We start from the raw sequence: 21,481 nt of genomic DNA on the forward strand, positions 1-21,481 counted from the left end.
CGGAAGGTAATGGGTGGCCGTAATAAAACCGCCCGGCTGGCTTTACGCCATACCGGGCGATAGCCAAAATGGCGTTAATCCAGGACGGTGCCGGGAGTAAACCACTCGCGGCGGGAATTGAGTAAATCCGGCGCAGGCATGGCTTTTTTCCCCGCGGGCTGGAGCAGCGTCATATTAAGCGCGCCATCGGCGGTTGCCACCCGGATACCGGTTTTATCGGCCTGCAGGATGGTGCCGGGCGCTGCCGGCGTCACGGCGTCGATTGCCACGGCCTGCCATACTTTGATTGATTGATCGGCAACGTTGAAAAAGCTGATGGGCCAGGGATTAAAGGCCCGTACGCAACGCGCCAGCTGCGCGGCCGGCAGCGACCAGTCAAGCCGCGCTTCTTCTTTACTGAGTTTTTCGGCATAGGTGGCCAGGGCCGGCTCCTGTTTTTCCGGCTTCAGCGTGCCGGCAGCGCAATGGGCCAGGGTTTCCAGCAACGCCCGGGGGCCGATGTCCGCCAGTTTTTCATACAGGCTGGCGCTGGTGTCGTCCGGTTGGATAGCGCAGGTGGCTTTAAACAGCATATCCCCGGTATCCAGGCCGGCATCCATTTGCATGATGGTCACGCCGGTGGCGTCGTCGCCCGCCCAAAGCGCGCGCTGGATGGGCGCCGCGCCGCGCCAGCGGGGCAGCAGCGAGCCATGGACATTAAGGCACCCCAGGCGCGGCATAGCCAGCACCGCCGCGGGTAAGATCAGGCCATAGGCCACCACCACCATGATATCGGCGCCAAGCTCCGCAACCGCCTGCTGATTCTCCGGCGGGCGCAGGGACTTGGGCTGGAAAACCGGCAATTGATGCTCCAGCGCCAGGCTCTTTACCGCGCTGGCCGTAAGCTTGTTGCCACGGCCGGCCGGGCGATCCGGCTGGGTAAACACCCCCACGACCCGATGCCCGGAACCCAGCAGGGCTAAAAGATGGCGGGCGGCGAAATCCGGCGTGCCGGCAAAAATAATGCGTAAAGGATCGGACACGTTAGTTCCTGTATGGCGACGATTATTTGTCCGCGCGGGCGTTGATTTTCGCCAGTTTTTCCATTTTTTGGCGAATACGCTGACGCTTCAGGGGCGAAAGATAATCAACGAACAGCTTGCCGATTAGATGATCCATTTCGTGCTGGATACAAATCGCGAGTAATTCATCCGCCTCAAGCTCAAACTCATTGCCGTCGCGATCCAACGCCCGGACCGTCACCTTCTCCGCGCGTGGGACGAAGCCGCGCTGATCGGGGATCGACAGACAGCCTTCTTCGATTCCGGTCTCGCCGCTTTTACTGATTAACTCGGGATTGATAAAAACATGGCGCTCATCGCGAGCTTCCGATACGTCAATCACGATAATCTGTTGATGTATATCGACTTGCGTCGCGGCCAGGCCTATTCCTTCTTCGGCGTACATGGTTTCAAACATATCATCCACGATACGACGAATAGCGTCATTTACTTCTTTTACGGGTTTCGCAACAATGCGAAGCCGCTCGTCCGGGTAATGTAACACCTGCAATACTGGCATATGAGTCTATATCTGCGTCCGATTATGAAAACTATTCTATCTCTTATTCTAGACATTTCCCCTCCTGATTGACAGCATCCGCAAGCAAATGTCATCACATCCGGCGGTTGGCGCGGGTTAAGGGGAACAAATGACTTTGATGGAAATGTGGTTACGCATGGCGGCGGTAAAGGGCGTCAATGGCGCAAAAGTGCATGAAACCCTCGCGCAATTGCCCCTTTGCGATGATTTTACGCCACAAGCGCCGCTTTTCGCCGCTCTCACCGCTGGCCAGCGGCAACGGTTTCATCAATGCGGGTCCGCCGACCAGGAAGCGACCCTGCGCTGGCTGGAAGACCCGCTGCATCATTTTATTCCCTTTAGCGATGCCCGCTATCCCGCGGCGCTTAAAGTTATCGGCTGCCCGCCGCCGGCGTTGTTTGTCACCGGCGATGCCGCCTGCCTCGATAGCCTGCAGGTGGCCATGGTCGGCAGCCGGCAGGCGACGGTATACGGCGAACAGTGGGGGAGCTGTTTCGCCGCCGCCCTGGCGCAGTGCGGGGTCACTATTACCAGCGGGATGGCGCTCGGCATCGACGGCATCTGCCATCGCGCGGCGTTGGACGCGGGTGGGAAAACCATCGCGGTGCTGGGCAGCGGCCTGCAAAATCTTTACCCTGCGCCGCATCGCAGGCTGGCCGAACGCATCGTGAGTCAAGGCGGGGCGCTGGTGTCGGAGTTTCTATTAAACGCCGCACCCCTGGCCACGCATTTTCCTTATCGCAACCGTATCATCAGCGGATTGAGCCGGGGAGTGCTGGTAGTGGAGGCGGCGGCCCGCAGCGGTTCGCTGATTACCGCCCGTTATGCCCTCGACCAGGGCAAGGATATCTATGCTCTGCCCGGTCCGCTGGGCAACAGCGGCAGCGCCGGCGCCCATTGGCTGATCCAGCAGGGCGCCTATCTCGTCACCCAGCCAAAAGAGCTGCTGGAACAGCTTGGCGGCGGGTTGAATTGGCTCTCTTTGGCGCCGCCGGAAATTATTTGTTCCCCAGGAGGCGAAGTTGAATTGCCATTTGCCGATGTGTTGGCTAACGTAGGAGATGAGGTTACACCTGTTGACGTCGTCGCTGAACGTGCCGGCCAACCTGTGCCAGAGGTAGTGACCAAGCTATTGGAACTGGAGTTAGCAGGCTGGATCGCTGTTGTACCCGGCGGCTATGTCCGATTAAGGAGGGCAGGCCATGTTCGACGTACTAATGTACTTGTTTGAAACATATATTCACAACGAAGTGGAAATGCGTGTGGATCAGGATAAATTAACCGATGATTTAACCCGTGCTGGTTTTCATCAGGATGATATTTATAACGCGCTGAACTGGCTGGAGAAGCTGGCTGATCTACAGGACGGACAGGGTAAAGCCTTTGCTTTGGGCGCCGATCCGCTTGCATTGCGTATTTATACTGACGAAGAGAGTCAGTTCCTGGATACGGAATGCCGTGGTTTCTTATTGTTTCTTGAACAAATCCAGGTGCTGAACCTTGAAACCCGTGAAATGGTCATCGATCGCGTTATGGCATTGGATGCCACCGAGTTCGATCTGGAAGATCTAAAATGGGTTATCCTGATGGTGCTGTTTAATATCCCTGGATATGAAAACGCCTATCAACAGATGGAAGATCTTGTATTCGAAGAAGATGAGAACCGTCTGCACTAGACATCACCGACGATAAATTTCTATGGCAAAAGCTGCGCTCTTTACCGCAAGGCAAACCGAGTCCTGCCCCGAATGCGGGGCAGGACTCGTTATTCGTTCCGGGCAACACGGCCCGTTTCTCGGCTGTTCCCAATACCCTGGCTGCGCCTATGTTAAATCGCTGAAACCGCAGGCCGACGGGCATATCGTTAAAATCCTTGAAGGCCAGGAATGTCCGGTCTGCCAGGAGACGCTGGTGCTGCGTCGGGGCCGCTACGGCATGTTTATCGGCTGTTCCGATTATCCGCGCTGCGGTTATATCGCCGCCATGGATAAACCCGACGAGACGGCTTTTGGCTGCCCGTCATGCCGGTCGGGGAAGCTGGTGCAGCGTACGTCCCGCTTTGGCAAAATTTTCTACGCCTGCGATCAATACCCGCAATGCCGGTTTGTGCTTAATTTCAAGCCGGTGGCGGGCGTTTGCGAATTCTGCCATTTCCCGCTGCTGATGGAAAAAAGCACGGCGCGGGGGCCCAAGCTGTTTTGCGCCGATAAAACCTGCGGCAAACCCGTAGCGATAAAAGAAAATGATGAAAAATAGATCGCCGGCGGCGACGCTGGCCGCACTGGTAACGGCTCTGCGGCAGGAGCGGGTTATCGCTTATCCTACCGAAGCGGTGTTTGGCCTGGGCTGCGACCCGGACAGCGAAACCGCGGTGCAATCCCTGCTGGCCCTCAAGCAGCGGTCCTGGACTAAAGGGCTGATACTAATCGCGGCCAATTATGCCCAATTATTACCCTATATCGACGATACCCGACTCACCGGCCCGCAGCGCGAGCGGGTATTTGCTTGCTGGCCTGGCCCGGTAACCTGGGTGATGCCGGCCCGGGCGAAAACGCCGCGCTGGTTGACCGGGCAGTTTACCACGCTGGCGGTGCGGGTGACCGCCTACGCCCCGGTTCAGCAGCTCTGCCTGGCATTCGGCAAACCGCTGGTTTCCACCAGCGCCAATTTGTCCGGACTGCCCCCAGGCCGCAGCGTGGCGGAGGTCCGCCAACAATTGGGCGATGATTTCCCGGTGATGGACGCCGGCGTGGAAGGACGGTTGAATCCTTCCGAAATTCGCGACGCATTGACCGGTGAACTTATCCGGCAAGGTTAACCTGGAGATTGGGCTATGGATTCTTACGCCGTTTTTGGTAATCCGATAAACCACAGCAAATCGCCGCATATCCATGCGCTGTTTGCGGCGCAAACCGGTATTGCCCATCCTTATGGGCGGGTATTGGCCCCCCATGATACGTTTGAACAAACCCTGCGGACCTTTTTCGCCGAGGGAGGCGCCGGGGCAAATATCACCATGCCGTTTAAAGAGCGGGCTTTCGCGCTGTGCGATCAGCTAACCGAGCGGGCTTCCCAGGCCGGTGCGGTGAATACCGTCAAAAAACAAACCGACGGCGCGTTGTTGGGCGATAACACCGACGGCATCGGCCTGCTGACCGATTTGCAGCGGCTCGCCCTGATCGACCCGGACAGCCGAATCTTGCTGGTCGGCGCCGGCGGCGCGGCGCGCGGCGTCATCCTGCCGCTGCTTTCCTGTGGCTGCACGATAACGCTCACTAACCGCACCTTTAAACGCGCGCAGGAATTAGTGTCTTTTTACCAGCATGTGGGAGATATCAGCGCACGGCCGCTCAGCGAACTGGCCGCGCCGGATTTTGATCTTATCATTAATGCTACCACATCAGGCGTCCACGGCGAAGTTCCCGCGCTGGCGCCGGCGCTGATTACGCCGGCGGTACGCTGTTACGATATGTTTTATCAGCGCGGGCCGACGCCGTTTTTGCGGTGGAGCGCGCAGCAGGGGGCCTCGCGATATGCCGATGGCCTCGGCATGCTGGTGGGGCAAGCCGCCTTCTCGTTTATGTTATGGCACGGCGTGCTGCCCGATATCGCTCCGGTCCTGGCGCAACTGCGCGGCGAGCTCGCCGCCTGAGTGGCGTACAGGATCGTGCCGCGGCGCATTGACGCGGCGCGGTGGGGCCGGGCGTGCTACCGGCCTTGGGCCAGGTACTCATCTTTCCAGCGGACATAGTTACTGGCCGAATAGGTCAAACCGGTAATTTCCGCCGGCGTCAGCGCCCTGGCTTTCCTGGCTGGGCTGCCGAGATAAAGATACCCGCTTTCCAGGCGCTTACCTGGCGACACCAGGCTGCCGGCGCCAATCATCACCTCGTCCTCCACCACGACCCCATCCAGCAAAATCGATCCCATGCCCACCAGGACCCGGCTGCCGATAGTGCAGCCATGCAGCATGGCTTTATGGCCTACGGTGACGTCCTCGCCGATAATCAGCGGATTGCCCTGCGGGTTGGCGGCGGATTTATGGGTAACGTGCAGGACGCTGCCATCCTGAATATTGGTGCGGGCGCCGATAAGCACCCGGTTGACATCACCGCGAATGGCGACCAGCGGCCAGATGCTGACGTCATCACCCAGATTCACCTGGCCAATCACCACGCTGGAAGGATCGATCATGATCCTGTGGCCGAGGATCGGGAAGGTTTTTTGAAAGGGACGCAAAGATTTTGATGATTCCGACATAATGTTAACCTTAAGCCGATCTATTTTTACTGACTCTAGCGTCGCTATGTCAGTGATTACAACCCCTTCGATCCGGTAAATGTTCATTTTTTGATAAGAGATCGCCCAAGATCGGTGCAGAAGGGCTGAAAAATAACCAGTCGATCAGAAAAGATCAAAAAACGCTTGTGCAAAATAAACGTATCCCTATAATGCGCCTCCATCGACCGGGACTGTGAGCAACATCGCAGCGCCAGGAAACGAGTCAGAACGCGGGCCTAAAGGGCTTGACACTGAAAGAGGAAAGCGTAATATACGCCACCTCGCGCCAGACTGATTATAGCGGCGCACTGCTCTTTAACAATTTATCAGACAATCTGTGTGGGCACTCACAAGACGGTATCGAAACACAAAATACCAAGTCTTGAAGAGTGACATACGGTAATTCAAAAGATTAACAGTATGACAATCTTTGAGCATCAAGCTTTTAATTGAAGAGTTTGATCATGGCTCAGATTGAACGCTGGCGGCAGGCCTAACACATGCAAGTCGAGCGGCAGCGGGAAGTAGCTTGCTACTTTGCCGGCGAGCGGCGGACGGGTGAGTAATGTCTGGGGATCTGCCTGATGGTGGGGGATAACTACTGGAAACGGTAGCTAATACCGCATAACGTCGCAAGACCAAAGTGGGGGACCTTCGGGCCTCACGCCATCGGATGAACCCAGATGGGATTAGCTAGTAGGTGAGGTAATGGCTCACCTAGGCGACGATCCCTAGCTGGTCTGAGAGGATGACCAGCCACACTGGAACTGAGACACGGTCCAGACTCCTACGGGAGGCAGCAGTGGGGAATATTGCACAATGGGGGAAACCCTGATGCAGCCATGCCGCGTGTGTGAAGAAGGCCTTCGGGTTGTAAAGCACTTTCAGCGAGGAGGAAGGGGTAGGGGTTAATAGCGCCTATCATTGACGTTACTCGCAGAAGAAGCACCGGCTAACTCCGTGCCAGCAGCCGCGGTAATACGGAGGGTGCGAGCGTTAATCGGAATTACTGGGCGTAAAGCGTACGCAGGCGGTCTGTTAAGTCAGATGTGAAATCCCCGGGCTTAACCCGGGAACTGCATTTGAAACTGGCAGGCTAGAGTCTCGTAGAGGGGGGTAGAATTCCAGGTGTAGCGGTGAAATGCGTAGAGATCTGGAGGAATACCGGTGGCGAAGGCGGCCCCCTGGACGAAGACTGACGCTCAGGTACGAAAGCGTGGGGAGCAAACAGGATTAGATACCCTGGTAGTCCACGCTGTAAACGATGTCGATTTGAAGGTTGTGGCCTTGAGCCGTGGCTTTCGGAGCTAACGCGTTAAATCGACCGCCTGGGGAGTACGGCCGCAAGGTTAAAACTCAAATGAATTGACGGGGGCCCGCACAAGCGGTGGAGCATGTGGTTTAATTCGATGCAACGCGAAGAACCTTACCTACTCTTGACATCCAGAGAAGTTTGCAGAGATGCGAATGTGCCTTCGGGAGCTCTGAGACAGGTGCTGCATGGCTGTCGTCAGCTCGTGTTGTGAAATGTTGGGTTAAGTCCCGCAACGAGCGCAACCCTTATCCTTTGTTGCCAGCACGTAATGGTGGGAACTCAAAGGAGACTGCCGGTGACAAACCGGAGGAAGGTGGGGATGACGTCAAGTCATCATGGCCCTTACGAGTAGGGCTACACACGTGCTACAATGGCGCATACAAAGAGAAGCGAACTCGCGAGAGCCAGCGGACCTCACAAAGTGCGTCGTAGTCCGGATTGGAGTCTGCAACTCGACTCCATGAAGTCGGAATCGCTAGTAATCGTGGATCAGAATGCCACGGTGAATACGTTCCCGGGCCTTGTACACACCGCCCGTCACACCATGGGAGTGGGTTGCAAAAGAAGTAGGTAGCTTAACCTTCGGGAGGGCGCTTACCACTTTGTGATTCATGACTGGGGTGAAGTCGTAACAAGGTAACCGTAGGGGAACCTGCGGTTGGATCACCTCCTTACTGAAAGATGCCTCATTGTGACGTGTCCACACAGATTGTCTGATAACTGTAACGAGCAAGAAAAACCTTCTATAGGCTTGTAGCTCAGGTGGTTAGAGCGCACCCCTGATAAGGGTGAGGTCGGTGGTTCGAGTCCACTCAGGCCTACCAGTTCTACTTACCCTGGTCATTTTCACCGCGGCGTGACCCATGTGCTCACGCACACTGCGTTACTCGCGCCGAAACTGTCTGCGGCTAAGCGAACTGGCTATCGTGCTGTCCCTTATCCCGATGTTCAATTGCTGTGTATCCTTTATGGTGCCCGGTGATTTTTTCGTGGAAAAGACTGGCCGGTATTACGAGGTTTTAACGACTTGGGGCTATAGCTCAGCTGGGAGAGCACCTGCCTTGCACGCAGGGGGTCAGCGGTTCGATCCCGCTTAGCTCCACCATTTCCTTCAGGGCCTGCGTTTGTGACATATGTTTACGGCCTGTGTCTAAGGAAGGGATAGGTAAGATTGTCTGGTTTTTCTTGTTTATTTCAGAGCACACTCTAACGAGTATGCTGCGAAATACCGCTCTTTAACAATCCGGAACAAGCTGAAAATTTGAAATACCATGCTGAGCAAAATCAGTATGCGAGTCTCTCAAATAAGCAAATCCAAGTTGTTGCCGTGTCGATGGCAACATCTGATACTTTCTCTGTCGCCAAGGTGCGGTTTTTTGACCACGCTGAGGCTAGACGGTGCGAGCGATTACAGGGCAAGGCGCCCGGCACGGAGAAACCGCAGTGGACTGTCTGTCCATGAGGATTTCGAGTACCGGGGCAACGCCGCCATGAAGTCGCGCAGCCCGTCGGACAGAAAAGACAGACATCTTAGGGTTGTGAGGTTAAGTGACTAAGCGTACACGGTGGATGCCTAGGCAGTCAGAGGCGATGAAGGACGTGCTAATCCGCGAAATGCGCCGGTGAGCTGATATGAAGCGCTATCAGCCGGCGATGTCCGAATGGGGAAACCCAGTGCAATTCGTTGCACTATCGTTACGTGAATCCATAGCGTATCGAGGCGAACCGAGGGAACTGAAACATCTCAGTACCTCGAGGAAAAGAAATCAACCGAGATTCCCCCAGTAGCGGCGAGCGAACGGGGAACAGCCCAGAGTCACCATCAGCTTTTGCATCAGGAGAACGGTCTGGAAAGTCCGGCAACACAGGGTGATAGCCCCGTATCCGAAGGTGCAATGGCTGTGAGCTCGATGAGTAGGGCGGGACACGTGATATCCTGTCTGAAGATGGGGGGACCATCCTCCAAGGCTAAATACTCCTGACTGACCGATAGTGAACCAGTACCGTGAGGGAAAGGCGAAAAGAACCCCGGCGAGGGGAGTGAAACAGAACCTGAAACCGTGTACGTACAAGCAGTGGGAGCCTTGATTTATCAGGGTGACTGCGTACCTTTTGTATAATGGGTCAGCGACTTATATTCTGTAGCAAGGTTAACCGTTTAGGGGAGCCGTAGGGAAACCGAGTCTTAACTGGGCGTCAAGTTGCAGGGTATAGACCCGAAACCCGGTGATCTAGCCATGGGCAGGTTGAAGGTTGGGTAACACTAACTGGAGGACCGAACCGACTAATGTTGAAAAATTAGCGGATGACTTGTGGCTGGGGGTGAAAGGCCAATCAAACCGGGAGATAGCTGGTTCTCCCCGAAAGCTATTTAGGTAGCGCCTCGTGAATTCATCTTCGGGGGTAGAGCACTGTTTCGGCTAGGGGTCCACCCCGGATTACCAACCCGATGCAAACTGCGAATACCGAAGAATGTTACCACGGGAGACACACGGCGGGTGCTAACGTCCGTCGTGAAGAGGGAAACAACCCAGACCGCCAGCTAAGGTCCCAAAGTCATGGTTAAGTGGGAAACGATGTGGGAAGGCATAGACAGCCAGGATGTTGGCTTAGAAGCAGCCATCATTTAAAGAAAGCGTAATAGCTCACTGGTCGAGTCGGCCTGCGCGGAAGATGTAACGGGGCTAAACCATGCACCGAAGCTGCGGCAGCGGACATATCACTTAAAGCGCTTGATGACGTGGATAACGTCAGTCAAAAGGGGCGGGACAGGGTGATGGGAGAGTAAACCGTCCACGCCAGGGATGGCGTGGAACGAGCCTACAAGGACGTATTCACGGCGATGTTTACGAACCATCATGTTGTCCCGACCGGACACCGCAGGCGTTTTAAGGATATGTCCGTTGGGTAGGGGAGCGTTCTGTAAGCCTGCGAAGGTGGCCTGTGAGGGCTGCTGGAGGTATCAGAAGTGCGAATGCTGACATAAGTAACGATAAAGCGGGTGAAAAGCCCGCTCGCCGGAAGACCAAGGGTTCCTGTTCAACGTTAATCGGAGCAGGGTGAGTCGACCCCTAAGGCGAGGCCGAAAGGCGTAGTCGATGGGAAACAGGTTAATATTCCTGTACTGGGTGTGACTGCGAAGGGGGGACGGAGAAAGCTAGGTTCGCCGGGCGACGGTTGTCCCGGTTCAAGCGTGAAGGTGGAAAGAGCAGGTAAATCCGCTCTTTTATTCAACACTGAGGCGTGACGACGAGCCACTACGGTGGTGAAGGAATTGATGCTACGCTTCCAGGAAAAGCCTCTAAGCTCCAGGTCACATCGAATCGTACCCCAAACCGACACAGGTGGTCAGGTAGAGAATACCAAGGCGCTTGAGAGAACTCGGGTGAAGGAACTAGGCAAAATGGTGCCGTAACTTCGGGAGAAGGCACGCTGGCATTAGGTGGAGGGACATGCTCCCCGAGCCGAAGCCAGTCGCAGATACCAGCTGGCTGCAACTGTTTATTAAAAACACAGCACTGTGCAAACACGAAAGTGGACGTATACGGTGTGACGCCTGCCCGGTGCCGGAAGGTTAATTGATGGGGTTAAGCGCAAGCTGAAGCTCTTGATCGAAGCCCCGGTAAACGGCGGCCGTAACTATAACGGTCCTAAGGTAGCGAAATTCCTTGTCGGGTAAGTTCCGACCTGCACGAATGGCGTAATGATGGCCAGGCTGTCTCCACCCGAGACTCAGTGAAATTGAACTCGCTGTGAAGATGCAGTGTACCCGCGGCAAGACGGAAAGACCCCGTGAACCTTTACTATAGCTTGACACTGAACATTGAGCCTTGATGTGTAGGATAGGTGGGAGGCTTTGAAGTGTGGACGCCAGTCTGCATGGAGCCAACCTTGAAATACCACCCTTTAATGTTTGATGTTCTAACTCCGGCCCGTGATCCGGGTCGAGGACAGTGTCTGGTGGGTAGTTTGACTGGGGCGGTCTCCTCCTAAAGAGTAACGGAGGAGCACGAAGGTTAGCTAATCACGGTCGGACATCGTGAGGTTAGTGCAAAGGCATAAGCTAGCTTGACTGTGAGAGTGACGGCTCGAGCAGGTGCGAAAGCAGGTCTTAGTGATCCGGTGGTTCTGAATGGAAGGGCCATCGCTCAACGGATAAAAGGTACTCCGGGGATAACAGGCTGATACCGCCCAAGAGTTCATATCGACGGCGGTGTTTGGCACCTCGATGTCGGCTCATCACATCCTGGGGCTGAAGTAGGTCCCAAGGGTATGGCTGTTCGCCATTTAAAGTGGTACGCGAGCTGGGTTTAGAACGTCGTGAGACAGTTCGGTCCCTATCTGCCGTGGGCGTTGGAAGATTGAGAGGGGCTGCTCCTAGTACGAGAGGACCGGAGTGGACGCACCACTGGTGTTCGGGTTGTCATGCCAATGGCATTGCCCGGTAGCTACGTGCGGAAAAGATAACCGCTGAAAGCATCTAAGCGGGAAACTTGCCTCGAGATGAGTCTTCCCTGTGGCTTTAAGTCACCTGAAGGGACGTTAAAGACGATGACGTTGATAGGTCGGGTGTGTAAGCGCAGCGATGCGTTGAGCTAACCGATACTAATGACCCGTGAGGCTTAACCTTACAACACCTAAGATGTTTAAGAGACGAAAGAATTTTCAGCTTGTAACGGAAGATATAACCAGCAGCCGGTCGAAACACGGACGGGCTGTCAACAACGCGGAGCGTTGGCCTTGCACAGGGGAAATGACAAAATTGCCGGGAGCAATTTTGTACAGCGCACAGCGCTGGCCCGCAGGGCGAGTCTCAGGATGAGACGAGAAATTTGCCTGGCGGCACTAGCGCGGTGGTCCCACCTGACCCCATGCCGAACTCAGTAGTGAAACGCCGTAGCGCCGATGGTAGTGTGGGGTCTCCCCATGCGAGAGTAGGGAACTGCCAGGCATCCATTTAGTACCAACGCCTACACAGCGTTGTTAATAACGACTTAAGCGCTGATATGGCTCAGTTGGTAGAGCGCACCCTTGGTAAGGGTGAGGTCCCCAGTTCGACTCTGGGTATCAGCACCAGTTTAGACGGTAGAGTTCGGTAAATACAGAATTTGCCTGGCGGCACTAGCGCGGTGGTCCCACCTGACCCCATGCCGAACTCAGTAGTGAAACGCCGTAGCGCCGATGGTAGTGTGGGGTCTCCCCATGCGAGAGTAGGGAACTGCCAGGCATCCAATTGATAAGCCCTCTGTGAAAACAGAGGGCTTTTTCATTTGCTGCAAAAACCGGCCCGCCGGAAAGACGTTGTGCTTCACGGAGCTGAAATGCGCCCGCGCCCCCCCCGGTGCGCTAAACCCACCGCGCACCGGGCCTCGCTCCAGCCGGCCAAACCCTAGCCGGTCAAACCGGCACCCAGCCCAATCCTAGTCTGAACCACCATGATGGCGCACAATATTATCCCGCAGCGAGATGAGCTCCTGATTGAGCCGCTGCAACTGTGCAAGCTCCATTTCCGAACTGCTGAACAACATCTGGGACAGACATAAAGACTCATCCTCCAGCCGCTTCCCTTTTTCAGTAATAGAGATCATCACCTGCCGCTCATCCTGGGGATTACGCACGCGCTCGATAAACCCTTCCCCTTCAAGCCGCTTAAGCAACGGCGTCAAGGTACTGGTTTCTAACGCCAGCGTCTCGCCGATACCGCCTATGGGCAACTTGCCCCGTTCCCACAAAACATTCAGCACCAAATATTGCGGATAAGTTATCCCCATCGCATCGAGCAGCGGCTTATAAAGCCGCTTGATGGCAATGGAAGTGGAATAAATGGAATAACATAATTGCTCCGCCAGGCGGGGACGATATGCCACGAAATTCTCCTTAAACGTCGGACTGCTGCCATCATACCACCAGCTGGATGCTGTTATCTATCGCGAGAACAAATAGCTTGACACTTAATTGGGCAGTGATATATTTATCGCAATATAATTTATCGCGATAAATGAAATATTACTCCAACGGCTCATTGAGGAAACAAAAATGTTTAAGAAAACGCTGACCATAATCGCTGCCGGCTTGGCCCTGGCCTTCGGGGCGCAAGGCGCCGCACTGGCAAGCCCGGTAAAAAATATTGTTCTGGTGCACGGCGCTTTTGCCGACGGCTCGGGCTGGGAAGCGATTACCCGTATTCTGGACAAAGCGGGCTACCATGTTTCAATTGTGCAGGAACCGCAAACATCGCTGTCCGATGATGTCGCCGCCACCCGGCGCATCCTCAGCCAACAGCAGGGCAAATCCCTGCTGGTTGGACATAGCTATGGTGGTTTTATTATCAGCGAAGCGGGACAGGACCCCTCCGTTGCGGGACTGGTATATATCGCCGCCTTCCAGCCGGAAAAAGGCGATACGCTGGCCGGCCTGGCAGCCAAAATCCCCGCGGCCACTCAAGGCATAACGCAAACCAGCGACCATTTTCTCTATCTGAAGCCTGAATTGTTCCATGCCGATTTCGCCGCCGACCTGCCCGCCCGCCAGGCCGATTTTATGGCCCGGTCACAGGTCATGCCGGCCGCGGCTATTTTCTCAACCGCCGCGGCAGAGCCGGCCTGGAAAACCAAACCAAGCTGGGCCGTAGTGGCCACGCAGGATCGGGCCATTAATCCCGATCTGGAACGGTTTATGGCTAAACGCGCGCACAGCAACGTTGTGGAAGTAAAAGGCAGCCACGCGGTGTATGCCTCCCAACCACAAGAGATAGCGGCGTTTATCGAAAAAGCGGCGCAAAGCTTATCCCAGTAAGCTTCACTCGCGGGACGCAGAGATGCCCATCATCACACCAGGCCGCATCCAGCGGCCTATATCCATGCAGGATTAACAAACGCGGTCGGCTATTCGCTTTCAAACCATTCGCTGTTCTGCCCTTCAATAATTTTTATTGAACGGATCATCTCTTGTAAATGATTACGCATCGCATGCTCGGCGGCCTGGGGATCGTGGGCTTTGATTGCATCAACAATCGCCTGATGTTGCACCAATAATAAACTGGGCGGCGACACCTCATTCAGGGTCAAAAAACGCACCCGGTCCATGGCGGCCTTAATATTTTCCACGGTTTCCCATGCCAGCTGACAATCGACGGCTCGGGAGATCAATAAATGGAATTCATCATCCAGGATAAGAAACTCTTGCTGCTGATCTGCGCTGGTCGTCAGGGCTTGACGGCTCAGGTTATGTTCCATCAATTGCAAATACTCCGGCGTCACTTCCAGCGCCGCCCGCCGCACAATCGCGGTTTCAATCACTTCCCGGATAAAACGGCCTTCAATTACCAGCTTGGATGATATTTTCCTAACGAAGGTTCCCCGCTGGGGTAATACCTGCACCAGGCCGGTCTCGGCCAACTTGATAAAAGCCTCGCGGACGGGCTGGCGCGAAACATTAAAATTGGACGACATCTCTTTTTCAGAAAGATAAGTGCCAGGTTTAATCTGGCAGGACACGATATTCTGGCGTAAATACCGGTAAATCTGCTGATTCAGGGGTTCGCCATTGGTTAATATAAATTCGCGCACCGGGATTATCTCCTGTTAGCCGGCTATCCGTCTCGTGCCGGCATATTGATTCCATAATAACATGGTAAGGGGACTCCGGCGTATCGGCGCCGCCGATACGCCGCCGATAGCAGGAATTTTCTTATCGCCGGTTATTGCAAGCTATAGCACCATTAATCAGCCTCATGCGAGGCTGATTAATCATGATTGCCGCAGCGAAACGCCAGCGGCCTGCTTTGGCGCTTTCACCACAAAAAACACTAATATGGCTCCCAGCGCCGCAATACCGCCGGCTAACAAAAACGCGCTGTCGAACTTACCGGTATTTTGTACGATAAACCCGGTGGCCACCGGCCCGACGATGCCCGAAACGCTCCCGACCAAGTGGATAAAACCGCTGGCGCTGCCTACCTTCGATTTATGCACCACATCCTGAATAATGGCCCAGTAGATGGCGCCGGTAAGATAAAGAAAGAAGATGGATACCGACATCAGGATCACCGCGGGCACCACGCTGGTGACGGTGCCCGCCAACGCCACGCACGCGGCCGCGGCCAGCAGGCAAACCACCAGGACGATCTTACGCGACAATAAGAGCTTGCCGGTCACCTTGAAAATTTTATCCGACACCATGCCGCCCAGGGCTAAACCAATAAAACCGACAATCCAGGGAATAACCGTGGTCAGGCTCATTTCTTTAATATTCAGGCCATGGGCTTGAACTAAATAAGAAGGGAACCAGCTCAGGAAGAAAAACAAAATATAGTTGTAGCAAAAAAATGCAAAGGCAGTGGCCAGTATAATTGGCTGGCGTAAATAAAACCCCAGGCCATGTTTAGCTTGTGCTAATTCTTCTTCAGCGGAATGAGTTTCGACTTTAAGCTGTTCGATTAACGCTTTTTCTTCCGCGCTCACTCGTTTACTTTTAGCCGGATTATCCGCTACGGCAAACAGCCATATCCCCATCCAGACAATACCGATAGCCCCAATAATCATAAAGGCCGGACGCCAGCCGAACGCCAACGCCAAATAGCCCACAATCGGTCCGGCTACCGCGCCGCCCAAGGGCGAGCCCGCGCTAAGCAATCCCATCGCCGTGGCCGCCTGTTTCTTGGGGAACCAACCGTTGATCATCTTGTTGGCCGACGAGCAAATAGGCCCTTCCGCCATGCCAAACAGGATGCGCAGGATCAGCATGGAATAAAAACCGGTGGCGATAGCGGTCATACCGCAAAATATTGACCACAGGCCTACTGCCGCGGCCATTACCGCGGTTGGGCCGAATTTATCGACCGCCAGGCCGCCGATGAAATTAAATATGGCATAACCAAAAAAGAAACTGCCGAAAATAATACCGAACTGCTCGGCGTTAAGCGTTAAATCTTTTTCTATCATTGGCACGGTAATAGATAAGGCAACACGATCCAGATAATTGATCATGTAAACCAGCGCTAACAAGAACACAATGGCCCAGCGTAAATTTTTGGACATAAGAACTCCACTCGGTATTATGCTGATAATGTACTCTGTCTTCTGCAGGGATAGTCAGAGGGGGCGATGATTGCATTCATCGCCCATCGTAGGTGCAAATAATTTATATTAAGCGAACTTTAGTAGGACTTTGCAGCAATGGCGCTGATCTTGTTCAAATAGCATCAAGGCGGCTGCCACATCCGCGGCATCCATGCAATGGGTCACCAATTTAGCAACGTCGATTTTGCCTTGTTGCATCCACTCAATGACCTGGGGGAAGCGGCGGCTATTGAGCCTGGATGAAAAAATGGAAATTTCCTTACTGGTGATGCTTTGCTGCGTTACGCTGCTGGCTTCGCCGGAAAAACCCATCAAACCGATGCGTGCGGCGGGGGAAGCCAGGTTAACCGCTTCTTGCAGGATAGCGGGATGACAGGCGGCATCCACCACCAGCGTCGGGCGAATACCCTGTCTTTCCAGCTCGCTTTGCAGCGACAAATTGCTGTTATTGATCACTTGATCCGCACCGTTATTACGCGCCATATCCAGACGTTCCGGGATACGATCGGCCACGATGACCTGGCTTACGCCATACACTCCCTTTAATACCTGGACCACGGTCAGGCCGATGGGACCGGCGCCATAGACCAGCGCCACATCCCGCGGCGCGGGTTGTAAAAACGCCGTCATGTTGGCGGCAATAGTAAAGGGTTCCACCATGCTGGCCAAATTGTCCGGAATAGACGCCGGAATTTGATAGGCGTTTTGTGCCGGTGCGCACGCATAATCGCTAAAACCGCCGTCACGGTGCACGCCGATCACTTGAAGTTTGGTACAAACGTTGGGCCGGCCCACTGAGCAGGGGTAACAGTGGCCGCAGCTGACCACCGGGTCCACCGACACCCGTTCGCCGATGCGCGCCGCGTCCACGCCCGCGCCCACCGCATCTATCACGCCAAAAAATTCATGGCCGATAACGCGGGGATATTTAGCGAAAGGATTATGGCCGTGGAAAATATGCACATCGGAACCGCAAATCCCGGCATATTTCACCCGTACCCGTACCTCGCCGTTGCCCGGTTGGGGGATCTCGCGCCGCTCAATCACCAACTGTCCCGGTTTTTCAATTACGATGCTATTCATGGATTGATCTCTCATTACCAGTTCCACAGCGTGCCGTCAGTTAAACGGGCCACGGGTAAATGCGCCGGTTCGTAGGGATATTTCGCGGCCAGCTTCTCGTCAAATTCGATACCCAAGCCGGGTTTGTCGCCCGGATGCATATAGCCGTCGTCGAATGTCCAGTTATGCGGGAACACCTCCAGCATCTGCTCGCTATAACCCATATATTCCTGCACGCCGAAATTAGGCACCCACAAATCGAAATGCAGCGCCGCCGCCATGCAAATCGGCGAAAGATCCGACGGGCCGTGCGATCCGGTGCGGACCTGGTACAGCGAGGCGAAATCCGCGATGCGGCGCATGCCGGTAATGCCGCCCGCGTGGGTGATGGTGGTGCGGATGTAATCAATCAACTGTTCTTCGATGAGCTGCTTACAGTCCCAAATACTGTTGAATACCTCACCTACCGCAATCGGCGTCACGGTATGCTGGCGGATTAGGCGGAAGCATTCTTGGTTTTCCGCCGGGGTGGGGTCTTCCATCCAGAACAAACGGTAAGGTTCGGCGCTTTTGCCGAAGCGGGCGGCTTCAATGGGCGTCAGGCGATGATGCATGTCGTGCAGCAAATGCTCGTTAAAGCCGAATTTGTTGCGCACCGCCTCGAAAAGCTTGGGAGTGAAATCGAGATATTTTTCCGTGGACCAGAGCTGTTCTTCCGGCCAACTGCCTTTGGTTGCGGGTTCATAGGCCAGCCCTTTACCCTTGGCCATGCCATAGGTGGTTTTCATTCCCGGCACGCCGCACTGCACGCGAATGGCTTTAAACCCCTGTTCCTGGTGCTTGGCGTAATCGTCCAGCACTTCGTCAATGGAATGGCCGGTGGTGTGGCAGTACACCATGACGCCGGTACGGGACGCGCCGCCCAAAAGCTGATACAGCGGCATATTGGCCGCTTTGGCTTTGATGTCCCACAAGGCCATATCCACCGCGGAGATAGCCGACATGGTGACCGGTCCGCGGCGCCAGTACGCGCCCTTGTAAAAGAACTGCCAGATATCCTCGATCTGATGGGCATCCCGGCCAATCAATTGCGGGCAAACATGATCCTTGAGATAGGAGGCAACCGGTAATTCACGGCCGTTAAGCGTGGCATCGCCGATACCGGTGAGTCCGTTATCGGTGGTAATTTTCAGCGTGACGAAATTTCTGCCGGGGCAGGTAACAAATACTTCCGCTTTAATAATTTTCATCAAATAAGGTCCTTAAGCTATCCAGGTAAGGCGAGCAAATCGTCTATGTCTACTACCATACAAGTAGATTGGATACAATTTTGCAACTTCGATCACATTTTTACGTTTATCATTAGCTCCGGTAAAAATTTAACGGGAACGTGATCTCGATTCCCACTGATTTACCGGCGCTACGGGCGGCGGTATTAATGTTTGGTCCAGTCCTGATACTCTTTTTTCAGGCGTAGCGGAGCGGTTTCCGGCATCATCGCCAGCCCTATCACCGAGATCACGCCCAATACCGCAACATAAATCGCCAGGCCGTAATAATGTCCGCCGGTGGCTTGCAGAATTTTTATGGCTACCAGGCCCAACACGCCGCTGCCGATAAGAGATCCGATTTGCCAGATAAGCGCAATACCGCTACAACGGATATGCGTTGGGAACAATTCGGGAAAGTAAGATGCCTGGGGCGCGTAGCACATGCTGTGGCCCAGGGTCAGAACCACGATCATCACCAATTGGGTCAACCAGTAGTTGTCCTGGTTGATCGCCAGGAAGAACGGGACAATCATAATCACCTGTAGCAACGCGCCGAGCATATAGATGGGTTTGCGTCCGAAGCGATCCGAAAGATGGCCCATCAGCGGGATGGCTACGATTTCCAGGGCCACCGCGACGATCATCGTCTCCATCACCAGGTTGGTATTGAGATTGTTGGCTTTGACATAAGCCAGTACGATAACGGTAAACATGGCGAACACGCAGGCTTCAATCAGTTTGGCGCACACCCCTTTGACGACAATGCCCGGAAAATCCCGGATAACTTCTACGATTGGCCGGGATTCCTGCGCTTTGGTTTCCCTGATTTTGGCGAACACCGGCGACTCATCGATACGCAGGCGGATAAACAGACCCACCACCACCAGCAGCAAACTGAGCAGAAATGGAATGCGCCAGCCGAAGTCCATCATCTGCGTCGGCGACAGGGTGGCATTAAGCGCGGCAAACAGCGCCAGCGGCAGCAAGAAACCCAGCGGCGCGCCAATTTGCACCCAGCTGGCAAAAAAACCGCGGCGAGCGGGCTGAGAATATTCCGCGGTCATCAAGACCGCGCCGGCCTGCTCGCCGCCAACGCCAAAACCCTGCAATATACGGATAAAAATCAATAAAATGGGCGCCCAAACGCCTATTTTTTCATACGTTGGCAGCAGGCCGATGCAAAACGTGCCGAGACCTACGATCAGGATGGTAATCACCAGCGCTTTTTTCCGGCCCACTTTATCGCCGATATGGCCAAAGACGATGCCGCCGATCGGCCGCGCCAGAAAGCCCACCGCATAGGTGGCGAATGCCGCCAGGGTACTAACCAGAGGATCGGCGCTGGGAAAGAACAGGTGGCCGAAAAATAGCACCGCGGCCGTGCCGTAGGCGAAAAAATCATAATATTCCGCCGCGGTGCCGATAGCCGACGCCGAGGCGACGCGACGGATAAGCGACACATTTTCTTTTTCGGTAAGGTATTCTGAAGAGGCTGCCATTTGTTACCCTCTGGTTTTGTGGGCGCCCTGTTTTTATGGCGCCCGATAGAGTAAAAATAATTCTGAACCTACTACCATACAAGTAGATAATATGATTTTTTCAGGCTGGATCACATTTACTTAACAGATAGCCACGGCGCACGTTAGTGCCGGGTGGACCAAAACCCTGACAAACGGCAGGCCAGGGAGGGGGGAGTTACGCCAGGACGGCAAATGCGGCAACATGGTGATGGGCCGGCAAGGGCGGCACGCCGGCAATGTCAGAAGAAGAGCCGCCCGCGGCGGCCCTGGTAAAGGGTTAGAGGGTTTCGTTAAGACGATTGCCGCTGGCGGTATCAAACAGATGCAGGCTTTCCGGCTTGGCTTCCAGCCATAGCGGCCGATCGGGCTGGCCGTTAACCCGGCCGGCGAATTGGATATGCAGTGGAAATCCGCTCCAGTCCACATGCAGCAGGCTGGTTTCGCCGGTCACTTCCATCAGCCGCAGCGTAGCGGGGGGGTGGTTGGTGGCCGCCGCCTGGATAAAATCATGGGGGCGGATGCCCAGGGTTATCGGCGCCTCCCCCTGCAACCGTGCCGCAGCATGCCATTTTTGCGGCAAGGGGAACCAGAGATCGCCGCAGCGCACGCCCGGCAGATCGTCGCGCCGCGTAATATTTCCTTCCAGCAGGTTCATTGGCGGCGAGCCGATAAAGCGGGCGACAAAAGTATTCACCGGCCGATCGTAGATCTCCAGCGGTTGTCCCTGCTGTACAATCATGCCCTCTTTCATAACCACGATTTGATCCGCCAGCGTCATGGCTTCCACCTGATCGTGGGTAACATAAACGGTGGTGGTTTTTAACTGCTGATGCAGGGACTTGATTTCGGCCCGCAGTTCCATACGCAGTTGGGCATCAAGGTTGGACAGCGGCTCGTCGAATAAAAATACCCGCGGATTGCGCACCATCGCCCGCCCCATGGCCACGCGCTGGCGCTGGCCGCCGGACAATGCTTTGGGCAGCCGCTGCAACAAGCGTTCAATGCCCAGCATGCGGGCAACCTGCTCCACCTTGGTCTGTTGCTGCGGGCGCGGCACTTTTTTAATCTGCATATGGAACGCCAGGTTTTCCGCCACCGTCAGATGGGGATATAACGCATAGCTTTGAAACACCATGGCAATGTCCCGATCCGCCGGGTCCAGATCGTTAATTCGCTGTTCACCGATAAAAATATCGCCGTCCGATACCGTATCCAGTCCGGCCAGCAGGCGCAGCAGGGTGGATTTGCCACAGCCGGAAGGGCCGACCAGCACGGTAAAACTACCGTCGGCAATGGTTAAATCCAGCGGGTTGAGTACGTTATGTTTGCCATAACGTTTGGCGACTTTCACTAATTCTACGCTAGCCATGG

At 54.8% G+C, this 21,481-nt stretch carries 16 protein-coding genes, 3 tRNA genes and 4 rRNA genes; 13 read left to right on the forward strand and 10 right to left on the reverse strand.

The features are described from left to right. Positions 1–74 precede the first annotated feature (74 nt). A complete protein-coding gene (gene fmt, locus ACL2XP_RS01260) occupies positions 75–1,022 on the reverse strand; it encodes a methionyl-tRNA formyltransferase (protein ID WP_413736780.1) in 948 nt (315 codons plus the stop codon). A 22-nt stretch (positions 1,023–1,044) separates the two neighbouring features. After that, the gene (gene def / locus ACL2XP_RS01265) at positions 1,045–1,560 is read right to left on the reverse strand and encodes a peptide deformylase (RefSeq protein ID WP_413736781.1); all 516 of its coding nucleotides are present in this window, start codon (positions 1,558–1,560) and stop codon (positions 1,045–1,047) included. A gap of 130 nt (positions 1,561–1,690) precedes the next feature. Between def and dprA the strand changes: the two genes are divergently transcribed. The 5 genes from dprA to aroE are packed head-to-tail and all read left to right on the forward strand — an operon-like array spanning position 1,691 to position 5,233. Next, positions 1,691–2,812, forward strand: coding sequence for a DNA-protecting protein DprA (gene dprA, locus ACL2XP_RS01270; protein WP_413736782.1), 1,122 nt, complete (start codon positions 1,691–1,693; stop codon positions 2,810–2,812). Next, the gene (locus tag ACL2XP_RS01275; protein ID WP_413736783.1) at positions 2,784–3,257 is read left to right on the forward strand and encodes a DUF494 family protein; all 474 of its coding nucleotides are present in this window, start codon (positions 2,784–2,786) and stop codon (positions 3,255–3,257) included. The genes dprA and ACL2XP_RS01275 overlap by 29 nt, the downstream gene beginning before the upstream one ends. A gap of 22 nt (positions 3,258–3,279) precedes the next feature. Then, a complete protein-coding gene (locus ACL2XP_RS01280) occupies positions 3,280–3,837 on the forward strand; it encodes a topoisomerase DNA-binding C4 zinc finger domain-containing protein (RefSeq protein WP_413736784.1) in 558 nt (185 codons plus the stop codon). Then, on the forward strand, positions 3,827–4,399 hold the full coding sequence (gene tsaC, locus ACL2XP_RS01285; RefSeq protein ID WP_413739048.1) for an L-threonylcarbamoyladenylate synthase type 1 TsaC: 573 nt from the start codon (positions 3,827–3,829) through the stop codon (positions 4,397–4,399). Before ACL2XP_RS01280 ends, tsaC begins: the two co-directional genes overlap by 11 nt. A gap of 15 nt (positions 4,400–4,414) precedes the next feature. Continuing rightward, on the forward strand, positions 4,415–5,233 hold the full coding sequence (gene aroE, locus ACL2XP_RS01290) for a shikimate dehydrogenase (RefSeq protein ID WP_413736785.1): 819 nt from the start codon (positions 4,415–4,417) through the stop codon (positions 5,231–5,233). A 56-nt stretch (positions 5,234–5,289) separates the two neighbouring features. Here aroE and ACL2XP_RS01295 read toward each other — a convergent pair whose 3' ends face one another. Continuing rightward, a complete protein-coding gene (locus ACL2XP_RS01295; RefSeq protein ID WP_413736786.1) occupies positions 5,290–5,841 on the reverse strand; it encodes a gamma carbonic anhydrase family protein in 552 nt (183 codons plus the stop codon). A gap of 467 nt (positions 5,842–6,308) precedes the next feature. Between ACL2XP_RS01295 and ACL2XP_RS01300 the strand changes: the two genes are divergently transcribed. The 7 genes from ACL2XP_RS01300 to rrf (ACL2XP_RS01330) all read left to right on the forward strand — a co-directional run bounded on the left by ACL2XP_RS01300 (position 6,309) and on the right by rrf (ACL2XP_RS01330) (position 12,404). After that, positions 6,309–7,851 (forward strand): 16S ribosomal RNA (locus ACL2XP_RS01300). A gap of 73 nt (positions 7,852–7,924) precedes the next feature. Continuing rightward, positions 7,925–8,001, forward strand: a tRNA-Ile gene (locus ACL2XP_RS01305). Between the two features lie 205 nt (positions 8,002–8,206). Next, positions 8,207–8,282 (forward strand) — tRNA-Ala (locus ACL2XP_RS01310). 437 nt (positions 8,283–8,719) lie between these two features. Further along, positions 8,720–11,807, forward strand: a 23S ribosomal RNA gene (locus ACL2XP_RS01315). Between the two features lie 205 nt (positions 11,808–12,012). Then, positions 12,013–12,128, forward strand: a 5S ribosomal RNA gene (gene rrf, locus ACL2XP_RS01320). Positions 12,129–12,177: 49 nt separating this feature from the next. Further along, positions 12,178–12,253: transfer RNA gene (locus ACL2XP_RS01325), tRNA-Thr, on the forward strand. Positions 12,254–12,288: 35 nt separating this feature from the next. After that, positions 12,289–12,404 (forward strand): 5S ribosomal RNA (gene rrf / locus ACL2XP_RS01330). The 16S, 23S and 5S rRNA genes sit together here with 3 tRNA genes alongside, the layout of an rRNA operon. 193 nt (positions 12,405–12,597) lie before the next feature. Here the strand turns inward: rrf (ACL2XP_RS01330) and ACL2XP_RS01335 are convergent. Next, positions 12,598–13,044: a MarR family winged helix-turn-helix transcriptional regulator gene (locus tag ACL2XP_RS01335; protein ID WP_413736787.1), complete on the reverse strand. Its 447-nt coding sequence runs from the start codon at positions 13,042–13,044 to the stop codon at positions 12,598–12,600. Between the two features lie 169 nt (positions 13,045–13,213). Between ACL2XP_RS01335 and ACL2XP_RS01340 the strand changes: the two genes are divergently transcribed. Next, positions 13,214–13,972: an alpha/beta hydrolase gene (locus ACL2XP_RS01340; protein ID WP_413736788.1), complete on the forward strand. Its 759-nt coding sequence runs from the start codon at positions 13,214–13,216 to the stop codon at positions 13,970–13,972. A gap of 89 nt (positions 13,973–14,061) precedes the next feature. Here ACL2XP_RS01340 and ACL2XP_RS01345 read toward each other — a convergent pair whose 3' ends face one another. The 6 genes from ACL2XP_RS01345 to ACL2XP_RS01370 all read right to left on the reverse strand — a co-directional run bounded on the left by ACL2XP_RS01345 (position 14,062) and on the right by ACL2XP_RS01370 (position 21,479). Further along, the gene (locus ACL2XP_RS01345; RefSeq protein ID WP_413736789.1) at positions 14,062–14,745 is read right to left on the reverse strand and encodes a GntR family transcriptional regulator; all 684 of its coding nucleotides are present in this window, start codon (positions 14,743–14,745) and stop codon (positions 14,062–14,064) included. Between the two features lie 180 nt (positions 14,746–14,925). Continuing rightward, entirely contained in the window at positions 14,926–16,215 is a 1,290-nt protein-coding gene (locus tag ACL2XP_RS01350; RefSeq protein ID WP_413736790.1) for an MFS transporter, read from the reverse strand. A 108-nt stretch (positions 16,216–16,323) separates the two neighbouring features. Continuing rightward, positions 16,324–17,340 (reverse strand): Zn-dependent oxidoreductase, encoded by a 1,017-nt coding sequence (locus ACL2XP_RS01355; RefSeq protein ID WP_413736791.1) that lies wholly within the window; start codon positions 17,338–17,340, stop codon positions 16,324–16,326. Between the two features lie 14 nt (positions 17,341–17,354). Continuing rightward, on the reverse strand, positions 17,355–18,569 hold the full coding sequence (gene manD / locus ACL2XP_RS01360) for a D-mannonate dehydratase ManD (RefSeq protein ID WP_413736792.1): 1,215 nt from the start codon (positions 18,567–18,569) through the stop codon (positions 17,355–17,357). A gap of 185 nt (positions 18,570–18,754) precedes the next feature. After that, positions 18,755–20,089, reverse strand: a complete 1,335-nt coding sequence (locus ACL2XP_RS01365) for an MFS transporter (protein ID WP_413736793.1) — start codon at positions 20,087–20,089, stop codon at positions 18,755–18,757. A 298-nt stretch (positions 20,090–20,387) separates the two neighbouring features. Further along, on the reverse strand, positions 20,388–21,479 hold the full coding sequence (locus ACL2XP_RS01370; protein WP_413736794.1) for an ABC transporter ATP-binding protein: 1,092 nt from the start codon (positions 21,477–21,479) through the stop codon (positions 20,388–20,390). Positions 21,480–21,481: the final 2 nt, after the last annotated feature.

The organism is Sodalis sp. RH21 (assembly GCF_047324175.1).
Classification (GTDB): Bacteria; Pseudomonadota; Gammaproteobacteria; order Enterobacterales; family Enterobacteriaceae; genus Acerihabitans.